Below are 23,361 nucleotides of genomic sequence, written 5' to 3'. Positions count from 1 at the left end.
GGGGCTTTTTTATGCATCAGGATTACAAAACACGCCTTACCGCGCTGAGCGATAAACTCACCGATATGGTGCTCGAAGAAGCCGATCCGGATAACTGGCCGGGGGCAGGGAAGAAACCGAGCGAACTGACGAAAGATGAGCGCGGCGACCGCTACTGGGACAAGAAGAACGCAGCCGCATCGCTGACGCTGTTGATTAAGGTTCACTCCCTTATCGGCATGCAGACGCGCGGAGGTACGCCAACTGATAATCCTGGTCAGGATGATGAAGCTTTTGCGCTGGGCCAGCAGGTATCGAAGGCTGAGCGTGAAGCAGCCGCTATTATCGAGCGTCTCCAGAAAGGCAAAAAATGATCTCCTTCCTCGCCTTCTTTCTGATGTGGGCGGAACGGATGCAGTGGAATGTACCGGACTGTCACTATAAAGCCTGCCACTGGCTGGAGCATCGCGGTAATCTCGCGGTGCTTCGCTGTTTCCGTGGGTTCGGCAAATCGACAATTCTCGCGGTCTATAACGCCTGGCGGTATTACTGCGATCGGCAGTATCGCATTTTGCATCAGTCTGAATCCGATGGTACTGCGTATAAAACCAGCCGCGATACGCAGAACGTTTTACGTAATCATCCGCTGACGAAAGGAATGCTACCGGACGGGCAGGGGACGGTAGAGCAGTGGTGGGTCAACGGTGCGCTGGATTTACGTAACGGCAGCATGTATGCCAAAGGCATTCTGTCTAACGTTACATCCGCCCGTGCCAACGAATGCCAGAACGATGATGTAGAAGTACCCCGCAATATCCAGACGCCAGAAGCGCGTGAAAAGCTGCGCTATCGCCTGGGTGAACAAACGCACATCCTGATCCCCGGTGGCCGCAAACTCTACATTGGTACGCCGCATACGCATGACAGCCTTTACGATGAGGTTGAGTCTATGGGCGCTGACTGCTTGACCATCCGGCTATTTGAGAAAGAAAAACGCGTTGAGGCCAAAGACGCCACGCAGCTGCGATACAGCTTATCTTTCCGGCCGGAATATGTTTTCGCCGGGATCCATAAAAGTGCCCGCCTGCTGGTGGAAGATGTCGACTACAAAATTACGGCAAGCGGGGTTGAATTTGCCACCGCGCCCGACACCGTTATTGATTTCTATGCAGATTGCGCCTGGCCTGAGCGATTCACGCGCGATGAAATGGAGAATCGCCGCAAAGAAACGCGCACGATTAACGAGTGGGACAGCCAGTATCAGCTGCACAGTAAACCCGTCGGCGACGTTCGTCTCGATCCAGACCGAATTCGCGAGTACAACATCCATCCGCAGATCCGCTATGCGAACCGTACGGCCTCGCTATGGCTGGGTAACGTGCAAATCGTCGGTGCTGTAGCCTGGTGGGATGTGGCCACAGGTAAAGTTAAAGCGGATGCTTCGGCGTTCTCGCTGATGCTGACGGATGCGAGAGGGCATTTGTACTGGCACATATGCCAGGAGCTTACCGGGGAGCTGGCAGAGTTTGACGATAACGACAAAATCACTGGCGGCCAGGTGGCGCAGATCAAAGAACTGGTACTCAAATATCAGATCCCGGTTGTGTGCGTTGAGGTGAACGGCCCCGGCAGCTTCGCGGGCAAATTGCTTCGTCAGGCGCTTAAGGGTACCGGCTGCGGCGTACGAGAAGAATTCAGTATCACCAACAAGCAGAAACGCATCCTCGATGCGTTTGAAGCGCCCCTGTCTTCTCGGTTCCTCTGGGCGCATACCGATGTGCTCGACGGTCCTGTCTATGGCCAGATGCGTGACTTTAATCCTGCGCTGACCAACCAGCCGGACGACTTCATTGATTCCGGCGCTGGTGCAATAAGTCAGACCCCTGTACGTATCGGGAAAGTGGTCGGGATTCCGACCGGGCATGCGCGCGAAGATTGGCAGTTAAGTGACGGAGATCATCTGGTCGACGTCGATTACTAACCTGCCAGAGGTTTCGCATCATGTCGGTCCCTAACCAGACACCTTATATAATTTATAATGCCAACGGCCTGACGACCGTTTTTCCCTTCGAGTTTTACATCATTAATGCTGGGGATATTCAGGTCTCCATAAACGGTACACCAGTTTCAAGCGGTTACAGCGTTTCCGGCGTTGGTAATGTAACAGGCGGAGATGTGATTTTCATTACTCCACCTGCTGCGGGTACAGTAGTGATGCTGGAACGAGTGGTCCCGACTTACCGTTTGACCGATTACCAGGATAACGGTGACCTGCTGGCCGATACGGTAAACAAGGACTTTGACCGTCTGTGGATGGCTATCCAGCGTTCCTTTATCTACCTTGGTCTGGCATTACGTCGCCCATTGCTTGGAGGGCCGTTTAACGCAGAAGGTTACCGGATTGAGAAGCTTGCCGATCCGGTTAATCCGCAAGATGCTGCGACAAAACGTTACATTGATAATGTGAGTCTTGTTCGTGCGCTGCGTGTCCCTGAAAGCTCCATTCCAACACTTGCACCCGCGGAACATCGAGCAAATAAGCTGCTGGGGTTCAACAGCGCCGGCGATCCAGTATTCGTATCGCCGCCATCGGGGTCTGCCTCAGATGTCATGTTGCAACTAGCTGCAAGTGATGGCTACAAATATATCGGAGAGTGTCCAGATATCTCGACTTTACGGTCGATTGAACCAACAACACTCGGACAGTTAATAAGGGTCAAAAATTACTACTCAGACAAATTTGGTGGTGGGGGCTTCTTCCGCAGTGTTAATCCCGGATCGCTGGTAGAAGATGGCGGTCTTTATATCAAAACGTCCGGCGGAGCTGTGTGGCGGCGGTGCGTCAAAAATAAACAGGTCAGCACAGAAGAATATGGATGCTGGGATGGGAATACAGGATCTGACAACTCTGCACGCCTGTTGAAAGCATGCGCCTCTGGTCTTGACGTGAAAATGATGGGGGAGAATTATAATGTCGTTAGCATCCCTTCAAGTCGATTCAGCCTGACCGGGAGAATGAAAGCCTCTACTGCTGATTTTTCCACGGCATACGGTCGTACGCTCCTGACATTGACTGGAGCGAATGTAACTTATGACATCGATATCGACATGCAGAATTTCGGCGCTGGTGGTTTTATCAACCAGGGTACAGACACTGTTGGTCGCATCAAGGTTTCGAATATCTATGGTGCTAACAGAACGACTTATGGCCTCCAGAACGCAGTAACGGATGAAGGAACAAGAAACACCATTTCTGCCATTATTCGTAATATTCAGAAGGGGGATACTGGCGTTGATCCGCAGCCTGCTGCATTCACCGTAGGTGCTACAACTCAGCGAGGAAACTACCCAGATGTTAATATCTATGACAGTCAAGGTGGGGTAATCGTCGCAGCCACCACTGAAACGGTATTCGGTGTTATCACTGCCAGGTTGATCCACGATAATGGAATTTACTGCCTCGAGGGTAGTCGCGTTTCGATCTCTGAAATGGTTGTTGATAACGGATTAGGCGAGCCCGTTGTAAATGCTGGCGGTATAGTAAACATAGGGGTTCTGCGTATCAGAGAGTGCTCTGGATATGGCATTACATACTCGTACAGTGGAACCATGCGCATCGATGCCTTGTATATCGACAACACCCTAAGTTCATCTATTATGCCAATTCTGCGTAGCCGACCTGATAACGTGAGCAGCACAATCAGGATAGGCCGCATTGAAGGGGCATGTGTACTTGCTGGAGTTACTGCGAGCATTCTTCACTCTATGTTCTCCATTACGCAAGGTGTGACTGATCTGTATATTGGCGATGTAAATCTACGGGTAAATTACGTAACCGGCTCATATCTTGGCATGGCGGATTTTGCAGGGTGCTCAAGGATCCAGTTGGGTAACTGGACGATAGATTTCAATGACACCACAGGGACACTCACATCAGCAAGCATTGCTTACTTCTCTCTGCCTTCTACAGCTCAGTTCGCTGGCTCTCAGGTTGGGTATCAGAATTACAGGTCAACCACGGCGACGGTGAGAATGACTAATATTGGAAACGACACGATAGACTTTGCTGTGGGCCAGGCCGTGCAGGTTAACGCAGGTCCATATATCAGCAGCGCTATCTCTGCTAACTGCCGAATCTTCCATGCCGCAGCAGTACCAACAGCAGGTAAGTGGTACAGCGGGGATAAAATATTCATCATCACACCTGGAACATCAGTGAAACTAGGCTGGGTATGTACACAGTCCGGAGATTTCTCTGGAACAGCACCAACATTCCAGTTGATGGTGTAAAAGAAAAGGCGGCTAATGCCGCCTTCTTTTATTTGTGAGACATCATTTTTTGATAAATGGCATACAGACACAATGCAGCAGGGATCGCTGCCGTTCCCGAGTAAACAACGTGACCAGAGAAGAATGATACGAAGAATATCATGGTAAAGAAGCAAAGTGATATGAGTCTGGACATGCGAGTCTCATAGCATCCATATTTTACTTTTGACCACACAAACTTCATATAGTAGAAGAAGAAAACGACACCGGCTACGCCAAACCACAGGTACATATCAATCAGATCTATTTCTACCGATGATTTTATTCTCTGAAACTCAAGATATTCTTTGGTAAAACCGAAGAAATATTCACCAGTAATAAATGCGGAGTTTCCTTGAATCATTCTCCACGCCGCGTCTACAAACTCATCCCTTCCTGAGAATATTAATCGAGTAATTCCGCCATTCTCATATATATAAACGAATTGAGTCCATTTAGCTCCACTCAGTGTTATGTCTGGGTTGATTATGAAAACCAGCGCGAACACTGCGATAATGGCGGCAGGTATAAGGTACTTTACAGAAAGTGAACGGTATCTAACAAAGAACCATACAGCTACCATTGCGAGAGAAGCAATCATAGCTGTTTTTGTTGAAAGGAGTATGCTGCATCCAAGCAATGCAACAAGCAGGAAGAAAGTCCAAAAGTATCTATAGAAATAAAGTGAAACAAATGCAGCAAGGAACATAAGCAAAATGCTTACTTCATTTCCAGCAAAGAAGAACCCTTTAGCGCCGACAGAGTATTCAGCGTAAGCATCACTTAGGGCGGCGTCTCCATATGCAGAATAACCGTAACCCATTTGCGCCATAAGGAAATTGAGAAGCGTAAAACCTAGCGCTGAAACTGCTCCCAACGCGGCCATCCTGTGAGAAACTCTCAGTGCCGAGAGGGTGTCATAAACGACAAACATTAGCAGGCATCGAATTGCTATCTGCACAGTTTCTACCGGGAACTCATTGAGTTCAAAAGTAGTATAGCCGAGTATCGGACCAAGGCACAGGATAAGCATAAAAAATGAATAGAACAAAAACCGTTTGATTCTGGTTGCCGCGAGCAGCAAAAGGCACAGACCTAATACAGCAGCTTTATAGAGAGGGGACACAAACCCTATGTCTCGCTCATAAGATAGCCACCCATTCAGCATGTCTACCGGTACAGAAAGGCAGAGAATTAGTATAAGAATTAATCGCATTTTTTATTCTTAAGATAGATTTCTAGTGTTAGCCAGGCTGCTATGAGCAGTAAAAAGATAGCCACTACCCACTTGTTATCCACAGATCCAGTGACAAGCAAGCATACCATTGAGACACCCAAAACTCTTGGGAGGTTAATCCCTTCTTTCATATGTCAGTACCGGGTAGTGCAAAGACGAAAAGCACAACTATCATGATGATTAGCCACTCCATCTTCTTCTCCTCAAAAAAGCAGTTTATCACATGTTTAGGAAAGTTCACTTATTCAGAAGGGCGAGTAAGATTCACTGTATGTATCACCAGCAAAAAGAGAACGGTTTCAAATTGTATAACTTATGACCATTGATTGGTATTGCTAATGATAAAAAACAAGCCATCATCACTGCATTTAATGGTGACAAATTAAATTTATGAACCTAATAAAATTAAGGAAGGCCGAAAAGTATCGGCCTTCGACTAAGTTAGTTCACGTCTTTACATTTTGTAAAGTCTATTATTACCGCGTCTGAATTGTGCATAACAAAATAGTCATCATTAGCAATTAATACACCTTGTTTGCATAAAGCATCTCTGGTTGTTCTTCCTTTGCTTATATGAATATAGTTGAGATAGATCCCATACTGCCGCATGAAGTAGTTTGCGAAAACCCAGTTCTCTCTTATGGATGGGGTAATCAGTTGACGAATGACAGGGAAGTTGTCAGCATATTTATTAGACACCTTGGAAAGCTCAGGCATGCCTATAAAAACAAGATTCTTAAATGGTTTATTTAAATTGTTAATATCTTTGGCAATTACTATTGCCCGATATTCATCAAGCCTTTTTTGCATGGTTGAAGCATTCCCATACGCTGCGGAAAGTGAGAAAGCGTAAACCACCGGGACAATCATCAGGAATTTCCAGTATCGGCTTAAGAAATATATCGCACAAAATACCCCAATGAATACTATGGCATTAACGCCAAGCAATACGCGGGGGTTTGTCACTGGTTTATAGAGTAATAGTAAGGGGCCAGCTATGCATATAAAAATAACTGGAAATGCAATGAGTATAGTTAACTTATCAAACGCAAGGTTTAATTTGTTTTTATTGTTATTGTGTGTAAATAAAGACTTTATCCATATCACTAATAGCAATACTACCAGAGCAACTGCTATCACGTATGCCGTTGTATCTAGTGAGCTTAATACTCTATCGTAAAATGCTTGAGCATTACTAAAAAGCAGACCAACCGGATCTGGTTTTTCAGTAATCATAATACTGTGATTTGTGTTGTAATCACCCTCGATAAAGGCAGGTACAATTGCTAAAGAGTAAATCACCTGAGCTACAAGTAATGATATGGCTTTGTATAAAGCGGTAAGTAAAATGCGACCTTCGCTATTTATTCCTGCTAGTATTGCAGCAAAACAAACTAGTATGATGTACACATTTATAGATGGCTGATAAAGACACATGGTGCCAATCAGCAAGACGGTGCCAACTGCACAGCCAGCTAAAGGTCTGAACTTTCCTGGGATTGTGAACGCAAGAGATGCGAATAATAATGATAAAGCCATAGGCAGAGAATCGAACTGATAAGAAAGATTCTCTAAATAAAACGGAGATATAATAAAAGAAAAAGCCAGTATGTTTCTTTTTGCTTTATCCTCAACACCAAAGTGCTCAGCAAGTAGAGCGCCGCAGAGCACAGTAATTAGCATTGCAATAATTATGGTGAAAGGGGAAAGGTTACTTATAGGGAATCCAAAGCTTAGACCCTCCATAATCCAGTCACTTAGTGGCCTTCCGTTTACACCCCATTTAGTATAACCCTCCGTTGCCCTTCCTATATCATCATTAAACATACGTCCTGCAATAATGATAGGAAGGATGTACACTAATCCTGCAATGTACGCAATTTTGTATCTGCTGAAGAACTGTTCAATCATCTTTCTTGCCCTTGTTTTTAAGCACATATCTTGGACGATTTTTCACTTCAACATATATCCTGCCAATGTATTCTCCAAGTACGCCGATACCGATCAACTGAATGCCGCCAAGGAAAAGAATAGATACCAGTAAAGATGGATATCCACGGACAGCATTACCGAACACCAAAGTGTCGAAAATCATCCACGCGCCGTAAAGGAATGCCACCCCAGCAACAAACAGGCCGATGTAAGTCCACATACGCAGAGGGAATGTAGAGAAGCTTGTGATCCCTTCAAGCGCCAGGTTCCACAACTTCCAGCCGTTAAACTTCGTGCTGCCTGCAACACGCTCGGCACGGGCGTACTCGACTACATCAGTGCGACCACCAACCCATGACAAGACACCTTTCATGAAAAGGTTACGCTCAGGTAAAAGCTTAATATTTTCTACAACCTCACGAGACATGAGACGGAAGTCACCAACGTTTTCTTCAATCTTCGGATTGCTGATCTTGTTGTGCAGCTTATAGAACCACTCAGCCGTCTTGCGCTTCAGTCGGCCATCTGTTGAGCGATCAGAGCGTTTAGCCAGAACCATATCAGCCCCGGCCTGCCATTTCTCTATCAGGTGAGGAATGACTTCGATAGGGTCCTGCAAGTCTACGTCGATCGGGATAATCGCTTCACCGGTCGCGTGGTCAAGCCCGGCGAAAAGAGCGGGTTCTTTCCCAAAGTTACGAGTGAATGACAGTGGAACAACAAGCGGATCGGCAACAGCAAGCGCGTTGATAATTGATTCTGTCGCGTCTTTACTGCCGTCATTAATGAAAACTATCTCAACCTCATGCTTCTGAAGCCCTTCAAATTCCCGAACAGTTTTATAAAAAATAGGTATCGCGTCTTCTTCGTTAAAGACGGGAACGACCAGAGAAATTTTCATTTCGCATCCCTAAAGACAATGAACTTTGAATAAATAAAACCGCACACCAGACTGATGGCGGAGAAAAGAATGAGAGTTACGATCGGAGCCATGCCGGACTTATCGGCAGCCCAACCAACAGCCGCGCTCAGCGAGCCCATGAACCCAACGTAAAGCATGTAACGCATGGTTGTGGTGGAAGACTTGAACGTGAACCTGGCGTTTGCAAAGAAGCTGAATGACACCGCCACGACGAACCCGGCGAAGTTGCCAAGTGCCTGGCCTGTGTGAAACGCATATATGCAAATAGCGAACACAACCCAGTGAATGAGCGTGTTTATGACACCGATCGATGTGTACTTAGCGAAGAGCTTTAACATTATGAGAATCAGTCTATTCTGAAAGGCAAAGAGTTTAGCACTTGTCACTAACCTAATCGACCTCCTCTATATGGTCGGGATTCCGACCGGTCTCCACGCTTACCCTCGGCTCACACAAATATTTTCCCCACAGGGGGTGAGGCATGAGGATGAACAACCTATCAGACGTAGCGGCAGGACTATCCTACGGCACATCTATTGGCAGCTTTGGGTACTGGCTGTTGCAACTACTCGATAAAGTGAGCCCCAGCCAGTGGGCTGCAATCGGCGTTCTTGCAAGTATTCTCTTTGGTTTACTGACGTATCTGACCAACCTGTATTTCAAAATCAAAGACGATCGTCGAAAAGAGGCCAGAGATAATGGCTACCAGCAAGACTAAATTCAGCGCCGCAGTTCTCGGGCTGATCCTTGCCGGGGCGCCTGCTTCCGTCATCCTCGATCAGTTTCTGAATGAAAAAGAGGGAAACAGCCTCACAGCTTACAAAGACGGCGGTGGGGTCTGGACTATTTGTCGTGGTGCCACAATGGTGGATGGTAAACCGGTGGTGCAGGGCATGAGGCTGACCCAGGCGAAATGCGACCAGGTAAACTCCATTGAACGTAATAAGGCGCTGGCTTGGGTAGAACGAAATATAAAGGTGCCGCTGACCGAACCACAGAAAGCCGGTATTGCTTCGTTCTGCCCGTACAATATCGGCCCCGGTAAATGCTTCCCATCAACGTTCTATAAGCGCATCAATGCCGGTGACCGCAAAGGGGCCTGCGAGTCGATCCGCTGGTGGATTAGAGACGGTGGCCGCGACTGTCGACTGACAAAAGGCCAGGAGAATGGCTGCTATGGTCAGGTTGTACGCCGGGATCAGGAAAGCGCACTTGCGTGCTGGGGGATAGACCAGTGACCATTAAAGCAAAGCTGTTAGCGCTGGCCGTTCTGCTGGCTCTTTTCGCTGTTACCTTTTACGCGGGTTATCTGAAAGGCTGGTACGCCCATAGCGAAAAGGTAAACAGTGAGCATGCAGCGAAAAACAAAAAGGCTGAGAAAGCCGTCGCCAGTAGTGAGCAGAAAGCGGCAGCGGCCAGCGCAGAAGGTAAAGTGATTTACCGGACCATTTACCGAGATGTGGTGAAATATGTTAACGACCCGAATCATACTAAGTGCGATTTTGACGATCACGCTGTGCAGCTGCGGCAGCGAGCCCTCGATGCGGCCAACTCCATCAGCGGATTTGATGCAGGAGCCATGCAAGGGAGCGAGTAAAGCAGGAACAGACAGCGACGAAGATCTGCAAGCAGACATCGAAACAGCGGAATGCCTGCGGCAGTTACGGCTGGATAAATATCGTTGGCAAGCTTGGTACAGGGCTACGGAATAACGCACTCTTATTCACTAATCATTCCGAAGATTGGTGCCGGAGAGGTTGTAAGTGCATGTATTTAAGGCGTATATATTTGGGTCTATGTTCGGAATATTTTTATAATCTACTGATTTTATTGGTTTTAACAACCAATTTAAAATCCCTCGGCGTTCGCGCTGTGTGGGTTCAAGTCCCACTCCGGCTACCATGGGAAAAAGCAGAATAATCAAAGCAATAAGCAGTGTCGTGAAACCACCGAAAGGTGGTTTTTTTGTGCCTGCCATTCTGCTAATCAACAACCTTCATTTCTGACCCTCACGTAATAAAACAACGATCCTTTTCAACGGAATTAAACAGATACCCATTATGCTATCGTGTAGCGGGCGCGATTTGCAGTGTGAAGATTTGCAGGTTTGCGATCCTGATTCCCCATGCCATCACCTCATTTAAGGGACGCTATGTCTTTACCGCCATTGTATGCACTGCGTGCGTTTGAAGTTGCTGCGCGGTTGAACTCCTTCAGTAAAGCCGCTGAAACGCTCAATATTACGCCGGGCGCGGTCAGCAGACATGTTCGTACCCTTGAACTGTGGTTCGACTGCGAGCTTTTCAAAAGGCAAGGTCCTCGGGTGGAGGTCACTGAAGCCGGGCGAGTGCTTGCCGGGCAGCTGAACGAAAGCTTCACGAGCATTGAATGGGCCTGCCGGGTATTTCGCAGTGAAAACCACCTGCTGCGGCTTAAAGCGCCCAGCACCCTGACCATGAGATGGCTTCTCGACGTGCTGCGATCTTTTCGCAACAACCATACAAAACCACAGGTTGAGATTGCCAGCGTCTGGATGGACATTGACACCGTTGATTTCAATCTTGAGCCCTACGATTGCGCCATTCTTCTCGGCAATGGGCGTTTTGGTGACACAACGGAAAGCCAACTGCTATTTCATGAATGGCTTATCCCGGTTTGTACTCCATCACTTATCGAACCGGCCCGGCAGCGGCTTCCGCAATGCGATCTGATCCATCCTTCACCGGACAGACGTGACTGGCGGCGCTGGCTGCGAAGAACAGGATTGTTCCCGGGGCTCGATATGAGCAGCGGTATGGTGTTCGATACCCTTGAACAGGGAAGTATTGCCGCGATGAACGGGCACGGCATCGCTATCGCCGACCTGCATCTCACGCTTGATGCCCTGAAAAGTGGCCTGCTGGGCCTGCCTTTCAGGGAAGCTATCGCGACGGGGGATGGCTACTACCTCGTCTGGCCAAAAAATTCACTCAAAAGAGAGAGCATTCAGCATCTTCTGGCCTGGCTGCAAAACCATACCCCGGTCGTTCCCGCGCTGGATATCGATTATCTGGCATACGATGACAGTCGGATTTATTAATACCGTTATGAATAAGATATATTTGCCATCTTTTTATAACGTTCTGGCAAAGCGCTGTTCAGGTTGAGCACCTTATCCAGAATATAAAATGCTGGCGTGTTTTTCTGTTGCTCAGCGTCAATAATTGCCGCACGTAATAGCGTGGCGGCAGACGAAATCTTGTGAAAATAGTCCTTAGACTCGGGCGTCTGTAATTCACCAGAAGTGGCGTAACGCACGTCCGGCCAGCCAGAGAAGTTGAGCAGCGGGAGAGGGTTGCCTGCTTCGGGCTGACAGGATGAAAGCAACGCAGCTGCTTTTTGGGGATCGCGATAGGCAACTGAAAGCATATACGCGCGCTGCGAAAACGGTAACAGGGCGCCAGAATGATTTTTGGTGGAGATAAGCATGGTCATAAAATTCGCTAAATCGCCATCTGATGGAGTTTCAGATGGCGATATAATTTTTATTAATTGAAATAAAGCATCAAGTGTCATGTTTGCCCCGGTTCCTCTCATTATGACTATTCAGTTTGCGCCTGAATGTTTTAATTGGCCCACCGTCAGGGTAGGTCGAGAGGATAATATTGGAAGGCGTGCGTTTTTGAAAAACGATTAATAATGGCAATCACTGTGAGTTTTTCTCACTATAGCCTTTTCATTTCACACTCCACCCAGATACGCCTTCCTCACCTCAGGATCCTTCAGCAACGCCTCGCCGCTGCCGCTTAACCGAATCTGCCCGTTAACCATCACATAGCCGCGGTCGGACAACTTCAGCGCGTGGTGCGCATTCTGCTCGACCAGAAAAATCGTCATTCCGTTACGGGCCAGTTCGCGCAGCGTCTGGAAAATCTGTTTAACCACGATTGGCGCGAGGCCGAGGCTGGGTTCATCCAGCAGCAGAAGTTTAGGACGGCTCATCAGCGCGCGGGCGATAGCCAGCATCTGCTGTTCACCGCCGGAGAGCGTCATCGCCCGCTGGTTACGTCGCTCCTTGAGGCGGGGGAAGAGGTCGAACATGCTTTGCATATCTTCCGCTGCATGCTGATTGCCGACGGGGATTGTCCCCATCAGCAGGTTCTCTTCTACAGACATATCCGGGAAAATGCGTCGTCCCTCAGGTGCCTGCGCGATGCCACCGGTGGCAACATAGTGGGTGGATTTGTGGCTGATATCCTCGCCGCAGAAGAGGATCTGCCCGTTGCGGATCCGGGGCTGACCAAAGACAGACATCAGTAATGTTGACTTCCCCGCGCCGTTAGCGCCAATCAGGGCCACGGTTTCCCCTTTGTTAACCTCAAGCGAAACCTGCTTCAACGCCTGGATCACCCCGTAGAAAACATCCACATCCTGAAACTGAAGCATCGGTTCGCTCACAGATTTACCTCGCTTTCGTCGGTGCCCAGATACGCGGCAATCACTTTTTCATTGTGCTGGATTTCAGCCGGTTTACCTCTGGCAATCACATCGCCATGATCGAGCACAATGATGTCATCTGAAATGCCCATCACCATCCCCATATCATGCTCGATCAGCAAAACCGTGATGTCATGGTGGTCGCGCAGGAACCGGATGATCTCACTCAGCTTGTGCGTTTCCACCGGGTTCAGGCCGGCAGCAGGTTCATCGAGACAAATCATCTCCGGGCCGGTACACATGGCGCGGGCGATTTCGAGGCGTCGTTGCTGGCCATAGGACATTTCCCCGGCCAGACGGTTCGCGCAATCCACCAGATCCACCACCTCCAGCCAGTAAAACGCCCGGTCCAGCGCATCGTTCTCTGAGCGACGATACGCAGGGGTGTTCAGCACCCCCGCCAGCAGATTGCGGTTGACGCGCATGTGCTGTGCCACCAGCAGGTTTTCCACAACGGACATCTCGCGGAACAGGCGGATGTTCTGAAACGTGCGCGCAAGACCCGCGCGGTTCACCAGATGCGTGCCGCCAAACATCTTATAGAACAGGCGTTGACCAAGCTGCGCCGGGTTGAGCCAGTCGCCCGGCTGGAATTTCTGGCCGAGCACCTGAATGACATTGGTGGTTTTATTTCGTGCATTGAACAGAATGTTGCCGCCGGAGGCCCGGTAGAAACCGGTCAGGCAGTTAAAGACGGTCGTTTTTCCCGCGCCGTTAGGCCCAATGAGTGCGGTAATGGAGCCGCGCTGCACCTCAAGATTGACGTCGTTTAAGGCCTTGATCCCGCCGAAGTGCATCATCAGATGTTCTACACGTAAAATCGTTGCGTTCATGGCGCCACTCCTTTACGCACGGCAAATCCGCTGCGGTTGATGCGGATCAGACCGCGAGGACGCCAGATCATCATCACCACCATCAGCATGCCAAACAGCAGCACGCGATATTCCGCAAAGCTGCGCAGCAGTTCCGGCGTGACGGTCAGCACAAAGGCGGCCAGTACGACGCCGACGGTGGAGCCCATCCCGCCCAGGACCACAATGGCGAGGATCAGGGCCGATTCAAAAAAGGTGAAAGAGGTCGGGTTAACAAACCCCTGGTAGGTGGCAAAAAACACCCCGGCGATACCTGCCGTCGATGCGCCCAGGGTGAAGGCCGAGAGTTTGACCAGAACGTGATTTAGCCCCATTGAACGGCAGGCAATCTCATCCTCACGGAGCGCTTCCCACGCCCGTCCAATGGGCATTCGGGTCAGCCGGTGTTTAATGTACAGCACCAGCATGACTACCAGGAACAGCACCGCATAGATGAAGATAAACTTCAAGTTGGGGTTATAGGTCAGGCCGAAGAACTCGTGGAAGGGGACGCCGCCTTCTTTGGCGCGTCGGCCAAACTCCAGGCCAAAAAAGGTCGGGGCAGGGGCTGAAACGCCGTTAGGCCCGCCGGTGAAGGTGAGCCAGTTGTTCAGCACCAGGCGGATGATCTCGCCAAACCCGAGCGTGACGATGGCGAGATAATCCCCGTGCATGCGCAGCACCGGAAAGCCGAGCAGGGCGCCCGCGCCCGCGGCCATTAGCGCCGCCAGCGGCAGCATGCTCCAGAACCCAAGCCCCAGATACTGATACCCGAGCGCCAGCCCGTAAGCGCCGATGGCATAGAAGGCGACATAACCCAGATCCAGCAGCCCTGCCAGGCCAACAACAATGTTCAGCCCAAGACCGAGCAGGACGTAGATCAGTCCGAGAATGGCAACCGTCAGAACGTATTTAGTGGCCACAAACGGGAAGCAGATCGCCAGCGTGACAATCAGCGGAATGATCCAGCGCATGCGGCTTTTATACGCCGGCGGCCGGACATGCACCCCCGCATTGTCGGATTCAAACCGTGCCTGTAAACGTCTTCCGGCCGCCGTAGCTGAAAAGGCGCTCAGTAAAAAGCGTCCCACCATCACCGTGCCTACAATCCACGCCAGCCGCTGGCCGTCAAAGGTAAAGCTGTAACCATCCAGTATCACGCCCGCAATCGGGCCGAAAATAATCAGGGCGATCATTCCGGAAAAAATCGAGTCCAGAATGCAGCGCTTCAGGGAAAAACCGTCAGAGGTCATCGCGTTGTTCCTTACACTTTAGCCACGACGGGGCGGCCCAGCAGCCCCTGAGGACGAAAGATCAGAATTAAGACCAGCAATCCAAACGAGAACACGTCTTTATAATCCGAGTTCACCATCCCGGAGAATTGCGCTTCTGCGACGCCCAGAATCAGCCCGCCAAGCATCGCACCGGGCAGAGAGCCGATGCCGCCCAGCACCGCCGCCGTAAAGGCCTTGATGCCGATAACAAACCCGACGTAAAAATCAAAGGTGCCGTAATTCATGGTGATTAGCACGCCCGCCAGCCCGGCCATGGCTGCGCCGATAACAAACACCAGCGAAATAATTCTGTCGGTGTTGATACCCAGGATGGAGGCCATCTTACGATCCTGCTGTACCGCACGGCACATGCGTCCTAAGCGGGTACGGTTGATAATCCAGGTCAGCACCAGCATGCCCGCGAACGAGGCGATGAGAATAAAGACTTTGGTATAGGTTATCTGGACAAACCCTTCGCCGAGGTGAAAACGCAGCACGCCATCAAGCATGGTGGGCACGCCCTGCTGGCGCGGGCCCTGGCTGAGCTGGACGTAGTTTTGCAGTATCAACGACATCCCGATGGCCGAAATCAGCGGCGCCAGACGCGTCGAGTTGCGTAGCGGCTTATAGGCGATGCGCTCAATCGTCCAGCCATAAACGCCGGTGACCACGATGGTGAAAACCAGCGTCCCCAGGATCAGCAGCGGAAAGGAGTGGAGTCCAAAAAACGCCAGCAGGGCCAGGCCAATGGCCGAGAGATAGGCGGAGATCATATACACTTCGCCGTGGGCGAAATTGATCATACCGATGATGCCGTACACCATGGTGTAGCCGATGGCGATAAGACCGTAGACCGAACCCAGCGTTAAGCCATTAATTAATTGTTGCAGGAAGAATGTACTCATGGTCGCGCACCTGAATAAAGGGTTACGCCGACAGTCAGACCTGCCGGCGCTGAGCAGATTCCGTCCCGTTATGGCACTTCTTTATATTTGCCTTTGTCATCCCACTGATAGACCACGTAGTCAGAGACTTTGAGGTCACCTTTGCTGTCCCAGGCTTTTTTACCCATCACCGTGTCGACAGGGTTGGCCTTCAGCCACTCGCTGGCTTTTGCGGAATCCGTCCCTTTCGTGGCCTTGAATGCCGCCGCGATAGCCTGCACAGACGCGTAGGCGTAGAGGGTGTATCCTTCAGGTTCAAATTTACCGGTGCGGAATTTCTCGATGACGGCTTTTCCGTCCGGGATCAGGCGCGGATCTTTACCGAAGGTCATGTAAATACCGTTGGTGTATTGCGCCCCACCGGCGGCGGTGACCATCTCTTCATTGACGATACAGTCTCCCGAGAAGAACTTCGCCTGCACGCCCTGTTCACGCATCTGGCGAACCAGCGGGCCCGCTTCCGGGTGACAGCCTCCGAAGAACACCACGTCCGGTTTTTGTGCGCCGATTTTGGTCACCAGCGCGTTAAAGTCTTTCTCCCCGCGGGATAACCCTTCGTACATCACCTCCTTCACGCCGCGTTTCGCCAGCGCCGCCTTAGTGGCGTCCGCCAGCCCCTGACCGTAGGTGTCTTTATCGTGGATGATGACCACCCGTTTGGCTTTCAGCTTATCAAGAATGAAATCGCTGGCGACCTGGCCCTGCTGGTCGTCACGTCCGCACATGCGAAATATATCGCTCATGCCACGTTCGGTAATAAGCGGGTTCGTCGAGCCGGGGGTGATGGAGAGGATCCCGGCATCGCTGTAGACCTCGGAGGCGGGCATGGTCGACGAGGAGCAGAAGTGGCCGACGACCGCTTTCACCTTATCCTGATCGACTAAGCGGTTGGCAACGGCGACGGCCTGTTTGGGCTCGCAGGCGTCGTCGCCCTGAACCAGTTTGATTTTCTCACCGTTGATCCCGCCGGCGGCGTTAATGTCTTCCGCCGCCTGCGTAGCGCCATGCCAGTATTGATCGCCGTAGGTTGCGTTCGGGCCTGTGAACGGCCCGGCCACGCCGATGACGATATCAGCCTGCGCGGAAAAGGCCGTCACCAGACAACCGGCCAGCACCAGGGAGAGGGGAGTTTTGGTAAATTTCAGCGACATTATTATGTTCCTTAGCAAAGAGGTTTTTGCACCAGGTATAAACCCGAACGCCTGATGGCATCGTAAATCCAAAAACAAGAGCGAGAACAAAATGCACTTTAGAAGCAATCTCATGCTTAATACGGCGAGGATCCCACGCACCGCGAAGCGCGCAGAACATTAAGCAAAAAGGTTGCCAGAATGGTTAATCCCTTGACCGGGTCACAACACGTTGAGTATAGAGCGCCGTTTTATGCGCCTTTGCGGGAGGAGATGAATTTACAGCGGAGATCACATCTCCTTAACAACAAAGCCCATAAGTTGTGCAACGGTCACGATTTGCACGTTTTTGCAGCAATAAAGACCTAAACTTCAGATAGGCACGCGCGGCGATATATGTCAGGATCGTTTTTTTTATCAGGAGTATCAGCAATGGCTGAAGGCCCATTAAATGAAAGCGAGATGGCGTGGCTGGAAGAGACATTAATCTCTTACGGTCACGACGATGCATCCGTGATTGACGTGTCCGAACTGGACGGCATGCTTACCGCAGTACTTTCCGGTCCCGTTGTGGTGGAGCCCGACACCTGGCTGGTGGCGGTCTGGGGTGGTGAGAAATATATTCCGCGCTGGAAAAACGATCGTGAGATGAACCGTTTTATCGATCTCTGCTTTAAGCACATGAACGATATTGCCGAGCGTTTGAGCGAATACCCGGATCAGTTTGAACCGCTGTTTGGCTATAACGACGTTGACGGTCAGAGCTATACCGTGGTGGAAGAGTGGTGCTATGGCTACATGCGCGGCGTGGCGCTGACGGACTGGTCATCCCTGCCGGAAGCGCTGGAAGCGGACCTGGCGGTGATTGCCCTGCACGGGACGGAAGAGAACAGCGAGAAGCTGGATGCGCTGACCGAAGAGGAGTACATGGCCAGCATCGAAAGCATTCAGCCTGCGGCGCTGCGTTTGTATAACTACTGGGTGGCTAACCCGCAGCAGCCGGAAGCGAAAAAGCCGATCGTGAACGGGTCGAAGGTGGGGCGTAACGATCCGTGCCCGTGCGGGAGTGGGAAGAAGTTTAAAAGCTGCTGCCTGCACTGAAAAAAGGGGCTATTCATAGCCCCTTTTTTTTACCCCACTTCCGGCAGCATTCCCGCTGCAATCAGCACCTGCACCAGAATAATCACCACCCCACAACCAAACACCGCGCACAGCATTGGCGTACCGCCCGCTACGCGATACCCCTGCTGCGGATGTTGCTGGCGGCTCTTCCACGCCAGCAGGGAAGGCAGCAGCAGGGCCAGTACCGATAACGCCACGCCAGCATACCCCAGCGCCATCACAAACCCGCGCGGGTAAAAGAGCGCGAAGGCCAGCGGCGGCAGGAAGGTCATCGCCCCCGTCTGTAAGCGTCCCGCAACGGTATTGCGACGCTGGAACAGATCCGCCATATAGTCAAACAGGCCAAGCGCCACGCCGAGGAAGGAGGTTGCCAGCGCCAGGTCTGCAAACAGATGTACCGCCAGCTCCACGTGTGAAGAGGCCACCACGTTACGCAGGGCAACCAGGAATCCATTCAGACCAGAATGCTCTGCCATCAGGCCGATAAAGGTATTGGAATCAATACTGCCCAGCGTCACCAGCTGCCAGAACAGGTAAGCAATCAACGGAATGGCGCTGCCGATAACAAAGACGCGGCGCAGCTTGCGAATATCACCGTTCATATAGCTCACGATGCTCGGCACGCTGCCGTGAAAACCGAAGGAGGTGAAAATAACCGGGATGGCCGAAAGCGCCAGACCTTTCTCCAGCGGGAGGGAGAGCAGGTTAATCTTGTGAACATGCGGTGCCAGCAGCACCAGCATCACAATCAGGAAGAGAATTTTGGCGCTGAACAAAAAACGGTTAAACAGATCGACCAGCGATGTGCCCGCACAAACCACGCCGCCACCGATCAGCGTAAAGACAATGGCGCCTGTTTCCGGTGAAAGTGACGCACCGAAGCCGTCATTGATACTTGACGCAATCAGCTCCCCGGCGCCGCTGATGTAAGCGGCAGTCAGGGCGTACATCAGGAACATCATGCTGAAACCGGTGATCCACTGCCCGTAGCGTCCAAGATAGCGTGCAGCCAGGGAGCCTAAGCCAGTATCGGCAGGGACATGCTGATAAACCTCCAGCAATAATAGCGCGGTGTAACACATCAGGGCCCACAGACCGCCCAGCAGCACTACGGTAACCCCAAACCCGACGCCGGCGGCAGCCAACGGCATGGCCAACATTCCTGCGCCAATTGTCGTTCCGGCGACGATAAAAATACTTCCCAGAGTTCTGTTCTTCACGCTTTCCTCTACAACGCTTCCATACCGCGACTCATTCTGCGGCGCAGAGTAAGGGAAAAGCACCATCTCGTCAAATCACCGTTACATAGGGTGTAATAATTAATTTACAAAAAGAAAAGGGTAACCTGCGCCAGCGCAAAGCGTGCCGTAGAGGGAACGTTTAGTCTGCTTTTTATTTGCGAGAGGTAACCATGTCAATTCACGGACACGACGTGCTGAATATGATGATTGAGTCAGGTGAGCGCTATACGGAGGAGAGTCTGGTTGAGGCGATACATGCCCGCTTTGGCGAAGCGGCGCGTTTCCATACCTGTTCAGCTTCGGAGATGACGGCCGCGGAGCTGGTGGCGTTTCTGGCGGCGCGCGGAAAATTCATTCCAGCAGCAGACGGATTTTCCACTCACGAAAGTAAAATCTGCCGCCATTAAATAATGCGGTGCTGAAAACTCAGCACCGCTTTTCTGTTAATTCTGGGTATCGAGCGTCGACAGCTCTTTATCAATGAAGTACAGACCTTCCCCGGATTTACCTGCCAGAGATAATTTATCCAGCACGGATTTAAACAGCTTCTCTTCTTCGTGCTGTTCAGCCACATACCACTGAAGGAAATTAAAGGTTGGATAATCCTGGCTGGTCATGGCGGCATGAGCCAGTTCATTAATTTTCTGGGTGATCAGCTGTTCATGCTCATAGGTGGCGCGGAACAGTTCATCAAGAGAGCCGTATTCGGCAAAAGGCGATGCCACGTTATCAATGCGCGGCAGGCTGCCGGTGTCCGTCAGGTAATCAAACAGACGCTGCATGTGCGTCATCTCTTCCTGGGCATGACGACGCAGGAAGGCGGCCGCCCCTTCAAAGCTGTGATAGCTGCACCAGGCGCTCATCTGCTGATAAAGCAGGGAAGAAAAAAGCTCAAGATTCATTTGCGCATTGAGCTTGTCGATCATTTCAGTTTTTAACATGGTGCAGCTCCGGTTTATTAATTCTGGTTCACGATGAGCGACACTATAATTTGTTATTTAATTATTTGCAAAAAGTAAAATAAATATTTATTTATTAAAAATACGAATGGGAATAAAACGCATTGCCGTCATTTATATTTATTAATGAGAATTGTTTTAGTTCTTGTTAAATAAACTGCCAGCGTGACTGGCAGTAGCGGTTAATACCACGGATTCTGGCTGGAAGAGGTAACAGCATATCCCTGACATTTATACTGAATGGTCACACTTTCGTTCAGACAGAGTGAACCGCTGATCAGGGTGCAGGTTTTAATTGGCTGCCCGTAGGCTGACGCAGTGGCGTAGCCCATATGTTGACAGGCTTTGGTTGCCGTACCGTTATTAACATACTCATCAGACCAGGCGTTTTGCAGCATGGCCTGGCCATAGTCGAGGCGCACAATTCCGTTTGGGGCATCCGTACTGCTGACTTCTGCCTGACGGTTGATACTGCACCCGGCGAGCAACAGGATCGTTCCGGCTATGATTACACGTTTCATGGTTCACTCTGCGTGACGGGAAATACGCCATTGTAACCAACGTGATGGTACGCAATGGCTGGAATAGCCGGAGGATCTGCCCTCTCACTGTGCAACGAGCCGGGCCACCGCGCGAAATTGTGAGCGCATCTTTGTTTTTTAAAACAAGTTTTCACTTAATTTGAAAGTGCGTTTGTTTGATAGTAAGGTTAAGTTGAAAAGGTATCCACAGCGGGATCGCCCGCCATGCATTCAGGAGAGACAAGATGAAAATTGCACTGATGATGGAAAACAGCCAGGCCGCTAAGAATCCCATCATCCTTAATGAGCTGAAAGCCGTTGCTGATGAGAAAGGTTTTCCGGTCTATAACGTCGGTATGAGTGATGAGAACGATCATCATCTCACCTATATTCACCTGGGCATCATGGCGAGCATTCTGCTTAACGCTAAAGCCGTTGATTTTGTTGTTACCGGCTGCGGTACCGGGCAGGGCGCGCTGATGTCCCTGAACATCCATCCGGGTGTGATTTGCGGTTACTGCATCGATCCTGCGGATGCTTTCCTGTTTGCGCAAATCAACAACGGTAACGCGCTTTCTCTGCCGTTTGCGAAGGGCTTCGGCTGGGGGGCAGAACTGAACGTACGCTTTATCTTTGAGAAAGCGTTTACCGGACGCAATGGCGAAGGCTATCCACCAGAGCGTAAAGAGCCGCAGGTGCGTAACGCCGGGATCCTGAACCAGGTGAAAGCGGCGGTGGTGAAAGAAAACTATCTGGATACCCTGCGAGCAATCGATCCTGAGCTGGTTAAAACCGCCGTATCAGGCCAGCGCTTCCAGCAGTGCTTCTTCGAGAACTGCCAGGACAAAGAGATTGAAGCCTTCGTGCGCGGTATTGTTGGCTGATTTACTTTGCCGGGCGGTGCGTTGCCTGCCCGGCAGATAGCGTTACTTTTTCGATGAGACCGCGCTGCCCGCATCTTTAGTCAGCCGCAGCGTGTCAACCATTCCCACCAGGCAGATCAGCGCGATTGCCACAAATGCCAGCCGGAAGCTCATTCCCGGCATACCGGCAATCCCCATCGCCTCACTGACTTTTTCCCCGATACGAATACCAATCGCCCCGAGCGTGATCCCAAGCCCCACGGCAAGCTGCGTTGCGGTTGAAAACAGAGTATTGGCATAGCTCATCTGCGCCGATGGCACATCCGCAAAAGCCAGCGTACTGATGGCTGTAAACTGAATCGAACGGAAAACGCCGCCCAGATAAAGGATCAGCATGATGAGCCACGCGGGCGTCTGCGGCGTAAGAAACGCGCAGGCCAGCAACGCCAGGACATTCAACGCACCGTTAATCAGCAACAGCCGCTTAAACCCCAGGCTGCGGATAAGCGGCGTCGTCGCCGGCTTAATGGTGAGATTGCCAACGAAAACCGCCAGCACCAGCAGGCCAGAATGGAACGCGTCCATGCCAAAGCCGACCTGGAACATCAGCGGTAACAGGAACGGAACCGCGCTGATGGAGGCGCGAAACAGCGATCCGCCGTACAGGGTGACGCGAAACGTCGACACCTGCATCGCATTGAGCCTGATCATCGGCCAGGTTGCCCGCTTAAAGTGACGCAGCGCCAGGCTTAAGGCGACGACACCGACGATAAACAGCGTGGCGGTTAATCCTGTTCGCAGAGGCTCTGCGCCCATCAACTCCATCGCATAAACCAGGCTCACCATGGCAAGGGTGGTGACAACAAAACCCGGTAAATCAAACGGTCGGCGCGTATCTTCATGCAGGTCTGGAATGATGCGCAGTGCCAGCAAAATGGCGATTATCCCCAGCGGCACGTTAATAAAGAAGATCCAGCGCCAGTCGGCATAGCTGGTAATGAACCCACCCAGCGGCGGGCCGATGATCGGCGCGACCAGCGCAGGCCACGTCAGGGTGGCGATTGCCGTGATGAGCTGATGTTTTGGCGTGGTGCGTAGCACGGCCAGGCGACCTACGGGCACCATCAGCGCGCCACCCATGCCCTGGAGGACGCGCATCGCGACGAACTGATCGAGCGTGGTGGACAGGCCGCACAATACCGAGGCCAGCGTGAAGATCGCCAGCGCGAGGGCAAACACTTTTCGCGCGCCGAAGCGGTCGGCGATCCAGCCGCTGGCGGGGATTAGCACGGCCAGGGTGATCAGATAGGCGCTGATGCCGATATTCAGATCCACCGCCTGTACGCCGAAGCTTTTTGCCATATCCGGCAACGCGGTGGCGATCACCGTCCCATCCAGAAACTCCATAAAGAAAGCACCGGCCACCAGCAGCGCCGCAGGCGATAATCCACGGCTCTCTTTGCCGGATACGTTTTCACTCATTCTCTTCCTGCCCGCTCAAAAAATTTTATAAACATTTACTGGAATTTATAAGCCTGTAACGTGCGGATTTATCATGGCTTTTTTTAACAAACCAGCAGCACTGAGGGTTTAATAACCGTG

24 protein-coding genes are annotated in these 23,361 nt (G+C 51.1%); 10 read left to right on the top strand and 14 right to left on the bottom strand.

Features of this window, described 5'->3' with window-relative positions; genetic code table 11:
* Positions 1-11: 11 nt before the first annotated feature.
* From ACOTY5_RS08900 to ACOTY5_RS08890, 3 genes are read left to right on the top strand one after another with little or no spacing between them, the layout of a single operon-like run.
* Positions 12-353: a hypothetical protein gene (locus ACOTY5_RS08900; protein ID WP_032654043.1), complete on the top strand. Its 342-nt coding sequence runs from the start codon at positions 12-14 to the stop codon at positions 351-353.
* Positions 350-1,960, top strand: coding sequence for a phage terminase large subunit (gene terL, locus ACOTY5_RS08895; RefSeq protein ID WP_126497484.1), 1,611 nt, complete (start codon positions 350-352; stop codon positions 1,958-1,960). Before ACOTY5_RS08900 ends, terL begins: the two co-directional genes overlap by 4 nt.
* Before the next feature lie 20 nt (positions 1,961-1,980).
* Positions 1,981-4,269, top strand: a complete 2,289-nt coding sequence (locus tag ACOTY5_RS08890; RefSeq protein WP_126497483.1) for a phage tail fiber protein — start codon at positions 1,981-1,983, stop codon at positions 4,267-4,269.
* 28 nt (positions 4,270-4,297) lie between these two features.
* Here the strand turns inward: ACOTY5_RS08890 and ACOTY5_RS08885 are convergent, their stop codons facing one another.
* The 4 genes from ACOTY5_RS08885 to ACOTY5_RS08870 all read right to left on the bottom strand — a co-directional run bounded on the left by ACOTY5_RS08885 (position 4,298) and on the right by ACOTY5_RS08870 (position 8,716).
* A complete protein-coding gene (locus ACOTY5_RS08885; protein WP_063613301.1) occupies positions 4,298-5,503 on the bottom strand; it encodes an O-antigen ligase family protein in 1,206 nt (401 codons plus the stop codon).
* 462 nt (positions 5,504-5,965) lie between these two features.
* On the bottom strand, positions 5,966-7,435 hold the full coding sequence (locus tag ACOTY5_RS08880; RefSeq protein ID WP_185807588.1) for a glucosyltransferase domain-containing protein: 1,470 nt from the start codon (positions 7,433-7,435) through the stop codon (positions 5,966-5,968).
* Positions 7,428-8,357, bottom strand: a complete 930-nt coding sequence (locus tag ACOTY5_RS08875; RefSeq protein WP_032654030.1) for a glycosyltransferase family 2 protein — start codon at positions 8,355-8,357, stop codon at positions 7,428-7,430. The genes ACOTY5_RS08880 and ACOTY5_RS08875 overlap by 8 nt, the downstream gene beginning before the upstream one ends.
* Positions 8,354-8,716 (bottom strand): GtrA family protein, encoded by a 363-nt coding sequence (locus ACOTY5_RS08870; RefSeq protein WP_032648602.1) that lies wholly within the window; start codon positions 8,714-8,716, stop codon positions 8,354-8,356. The genes ACOTY5_RS08875 and ACOTY5_RS08870 overlap by 4 nt, the downstream gene beginning before the upstream one ends.
* Positions 8,717-8,865: 149 nt before the next feature.
* On the opposite strand from ACOTY5_RS08870, the gene ACOTY5_RS08865 reads away from it, so the two are divergent.
* From ACOTY5_RS08865 to ACOTY5_RS08850, 4 genes are all read left to right on the top strand, one after another.
* Positions 8,866-9,096 (top strand): class II holin family protein, encoded by a 231-nt coding sequence (locus ACOTY5_RS08865; RefSeq protein WP_015571338.1) that lies wholly within the window; start codon positions 8,866-8,868, stop codon positions 9,094-9,096.
* Positions 9,077-9,616: a lysozyme gene (locus tag ACOTY5_RS08860; RefSeq protein WP_032654028.1), complete on the top strand. Its 540-nt coding sequence runs from the start codon at positions 9,077-9,079 to the stop codon at positions 9,614-9,616. The genes ACOTY5_RS08865 and ACOTY5_RS08860 overlap by 20 nt, the downstream gene beginning before the upstream one ends.
* Positions 9,613-9,975, top strand: coding sequence for a hypothetical protein (locus ACOTY5_RS08855; RefSeq protein WP_126497481.1), 363 nt, complete (start codon positions 9,613-9,615; stop codon positions 9,973-9,975). The genes ACOTY5_RS08860 and ACOTY5_RS08855 overlap by 4 nt, the downstream gene beginning before the upstream one ends.
* A 555-nt stretch (positions 9,976-10,530) precedes the next feature.
* A complete protein-coding gene (locus ACOTY5_RS08850; protein WP_045142344.1) occupies positions 10,531-11,457 on the top strand; it encodes a LysR substrate-binding domain-containing protein in 927 nt (308 codons plus the stop codon).
* Between the two features lie 5 nt (positions 11,458-11,462).
* Here the strand turns inward: ACOTY5_RS08850 and ACOTY5_RS08845 are convergent, their stop codons facing one another.
* From ACOTY5_RS08845 to ACOTY5_RS08820, 6 genes are all read right to left on the bottom strand, one after another.
* On the bottom strand, positions 11,463-11,933 hold the full coding sequence (locus tag ACOTY5_RS08845) for a hypothetical protein (RefSeq protein WP_045142345.1): 471 nt from the start codon (positions 11,931-11,933) through the stop codon (positions 11,463-11,465).
* Between the two features lie 165 nt (positions 11,934-12,098).
* The gene (locus ACOTY5_RS08840) at positions 12,099-12,815 is read right to left on the bottom strand and encodes an ABC transporter ATP-binding protein (RefSeq protein WP_017384431.1); all 717 of its coding nucleotides are present in this window, start codon (positions 12,813-12,815) and stop codon (positions 12,099-12,101) included.
* Positions 12,812-13,687, bottom strand: a complete 876-nt coding sequence (locus ACOTY5_RS08835; protein ID WP_015570244.1) for an ABC transporter ATP-binding protein — start codon at positions 13,685-13,687, stop codon at positions 12,812-12,814. Before ACOTY5_RS08835 ends, ACOTY5_RS08840 begins: the two co-directional genes overlap by 4 nt.
* Entirely contained in the window at positions 13,684-14,958 is a 1,275-nt protein-coding gene (gene livM, locus ACOTY5_RS08830) for a high-affinity branched-chain amino acid ABC transporter permease LivM (protein ID WP_045142346.1), read from the bottom strand. Before livM ends, ACOTY5_RS08835 begins: the two co-directional genes overlap by 4 nt.
* Positions 14,959-14,969: 11 nt before the next feature.
* Positions 14,970-15,884: an ABC transporter permease subunit gene (locus tag ACOTY5_RS08825; RefSeq protein WP_003859667.1), complete on the bottom strand. Its 915-nt coding sequence runs from the start codon at positions 15,882-15,884 to the stop codon at positions 14,970-14,972.
* 68 nt (positions 15,885-15,952) lie between these two features.
* Positions 15,953-17,074, bottom strand: coding sequence for a branched-chain amino acid ABC transporter substrate-binding protein (locus ACOTY5_RS08820; RefSeq protein ID WP_003859669.1), 1,122 nt, complete (start codon positions 17,072-17,074; stop codon positions 15,953-15,955).
* Positions 17,075-17,485: 411 nt separating this feature from the next.
* Between ACOTY5_RS08820 and ACOTY5_RS08815 the strand changes: the two genes are divergently transcribed.
* Complete coding sequence (locus ACOTY5_RS08815; protein WP_003859671.1) at positions 17,486-18,154, top strand: YecA family protein; 669 nt, start codon at positions 17,486-17,488, stop codon at positions 18,152-18,154.
* 29 nt (positions 18,155-18,183) lie between these two features.
* Here ACOTY5_RS08815 and tyrP read toward each other — a convergent pair whose 3' ends face one another.
* Positions 18,184-19,395 carry a tyrosine transporter TyrP gene (gene tyrP / locus ACOTY5_RS08810; protein ID WP_045142354.1) on the bottom strand — a complete coding sequence of 404 codons (1,212 nt, stop codon included), beginning with the start codon at positions 19,393-19,395 and terminating at the stop codon, positions 18,184-18,186.
* A gap of 191 nt (positions 19,396-19,586) precedes the next feature.
* Here tyrP and ACOTY5_RS08805 point away from each other — a divergent pair, with 191 nt between their 5' ends.
* Positions 19,587-19,823 carry a YecH family metal-binding protein gene (locus ACOTY5_RS08805; protein ID WP_003859673.1) on the top strand — a complete coding sequence of 79 codons (237 nt, stop codon included), beginning with the start codon at positions 19,587-19,589 and terminating at the stop codon, positions 19,821-19,823.
* A 36-nt stretch (positions 19,824-19,859) separates the two neighbouring features.
* Here the strand turns inward: ACOTY5_RS08805 and ftnA are convergent, their stop codons facing one another.
* Both ftnA and yecR read right to left on the bottom strand, forming a co-directional pair.
* On the bottom strand, positions 19,860-20,357 hold the full coding sequence (ftnA, locus tag ACOTY5_RS08800; protein ID WP_003859676.1) for a non-heme ferritin: 498 nt from the start codon (positions 20,355-20,357) through the stop codon (positions 19,860-19,862).
* 200 nt (positions 20,358-20,557) lie between these two features.
* Positions 20,558-20,896 (bottom strand): YecR family lipoprotein, encoded by a 339-nt coding sequence (gene yecR, locus ACOTY5_RS08795; protein WP_015570249.1) that lies wholly within the window; start codon positions 20,894-20,896, stop codon positions 20,558-20,560.
* Positions 20,897-21,141: 245 nt separating this feature from the next.
* Here yecR and ACOTY5_RS08790 point away from each other — a divergent pair, with 245 nt between their 5' ends.
* Positions 21,142-21,780 (top strand): RpiB/LacA/LacB family sugar-phosphate isomerase, encoded by a 639-nt coding sequence (locus ACOTY5_RS08790; protein ID WP_003859680.1) that lies wholly within the window; start codon positions 21,142-21,144, stop codon positions 21,778-21,780.
* A 42-nt stretch (positions 21,781-21,822) separates the two neighbouring features.
* Here ACOTY5_RS08790 and ACOTY5_RS08785 read toward each other — a convergent pair whose 3' ends face one another.
* Positions 21,823-23,241 (bottom strand): MFS transporter, encoded by a 1,419-nt coding sequence (locus tag ACOTY5_RS08785; protein WP_045142347.1) that lies wholly within the window; start codon positions 23,239-23,241, stop codon positions 21,823-21,825.
* Between the last annotated feature and the right edge of the window lie 120 nt (positions 23,242-23,361).

The organism is Enterobacter cloacae complex sp. SHL018, from assembly GCF_049237905.1.
Classification (GTDB): Bacteria; Pseudomonadota; Gammaproteobacteria; order Enterobacterales; family Enterobacteriaceae; genus Enterobacter; species Enterobacter hormaechei_C.
The sequence above is the reverse complement of the archived record's forward strand: the minus strand, read 5'-3'. Positions and strand labels throughout refer to the sequence as shown.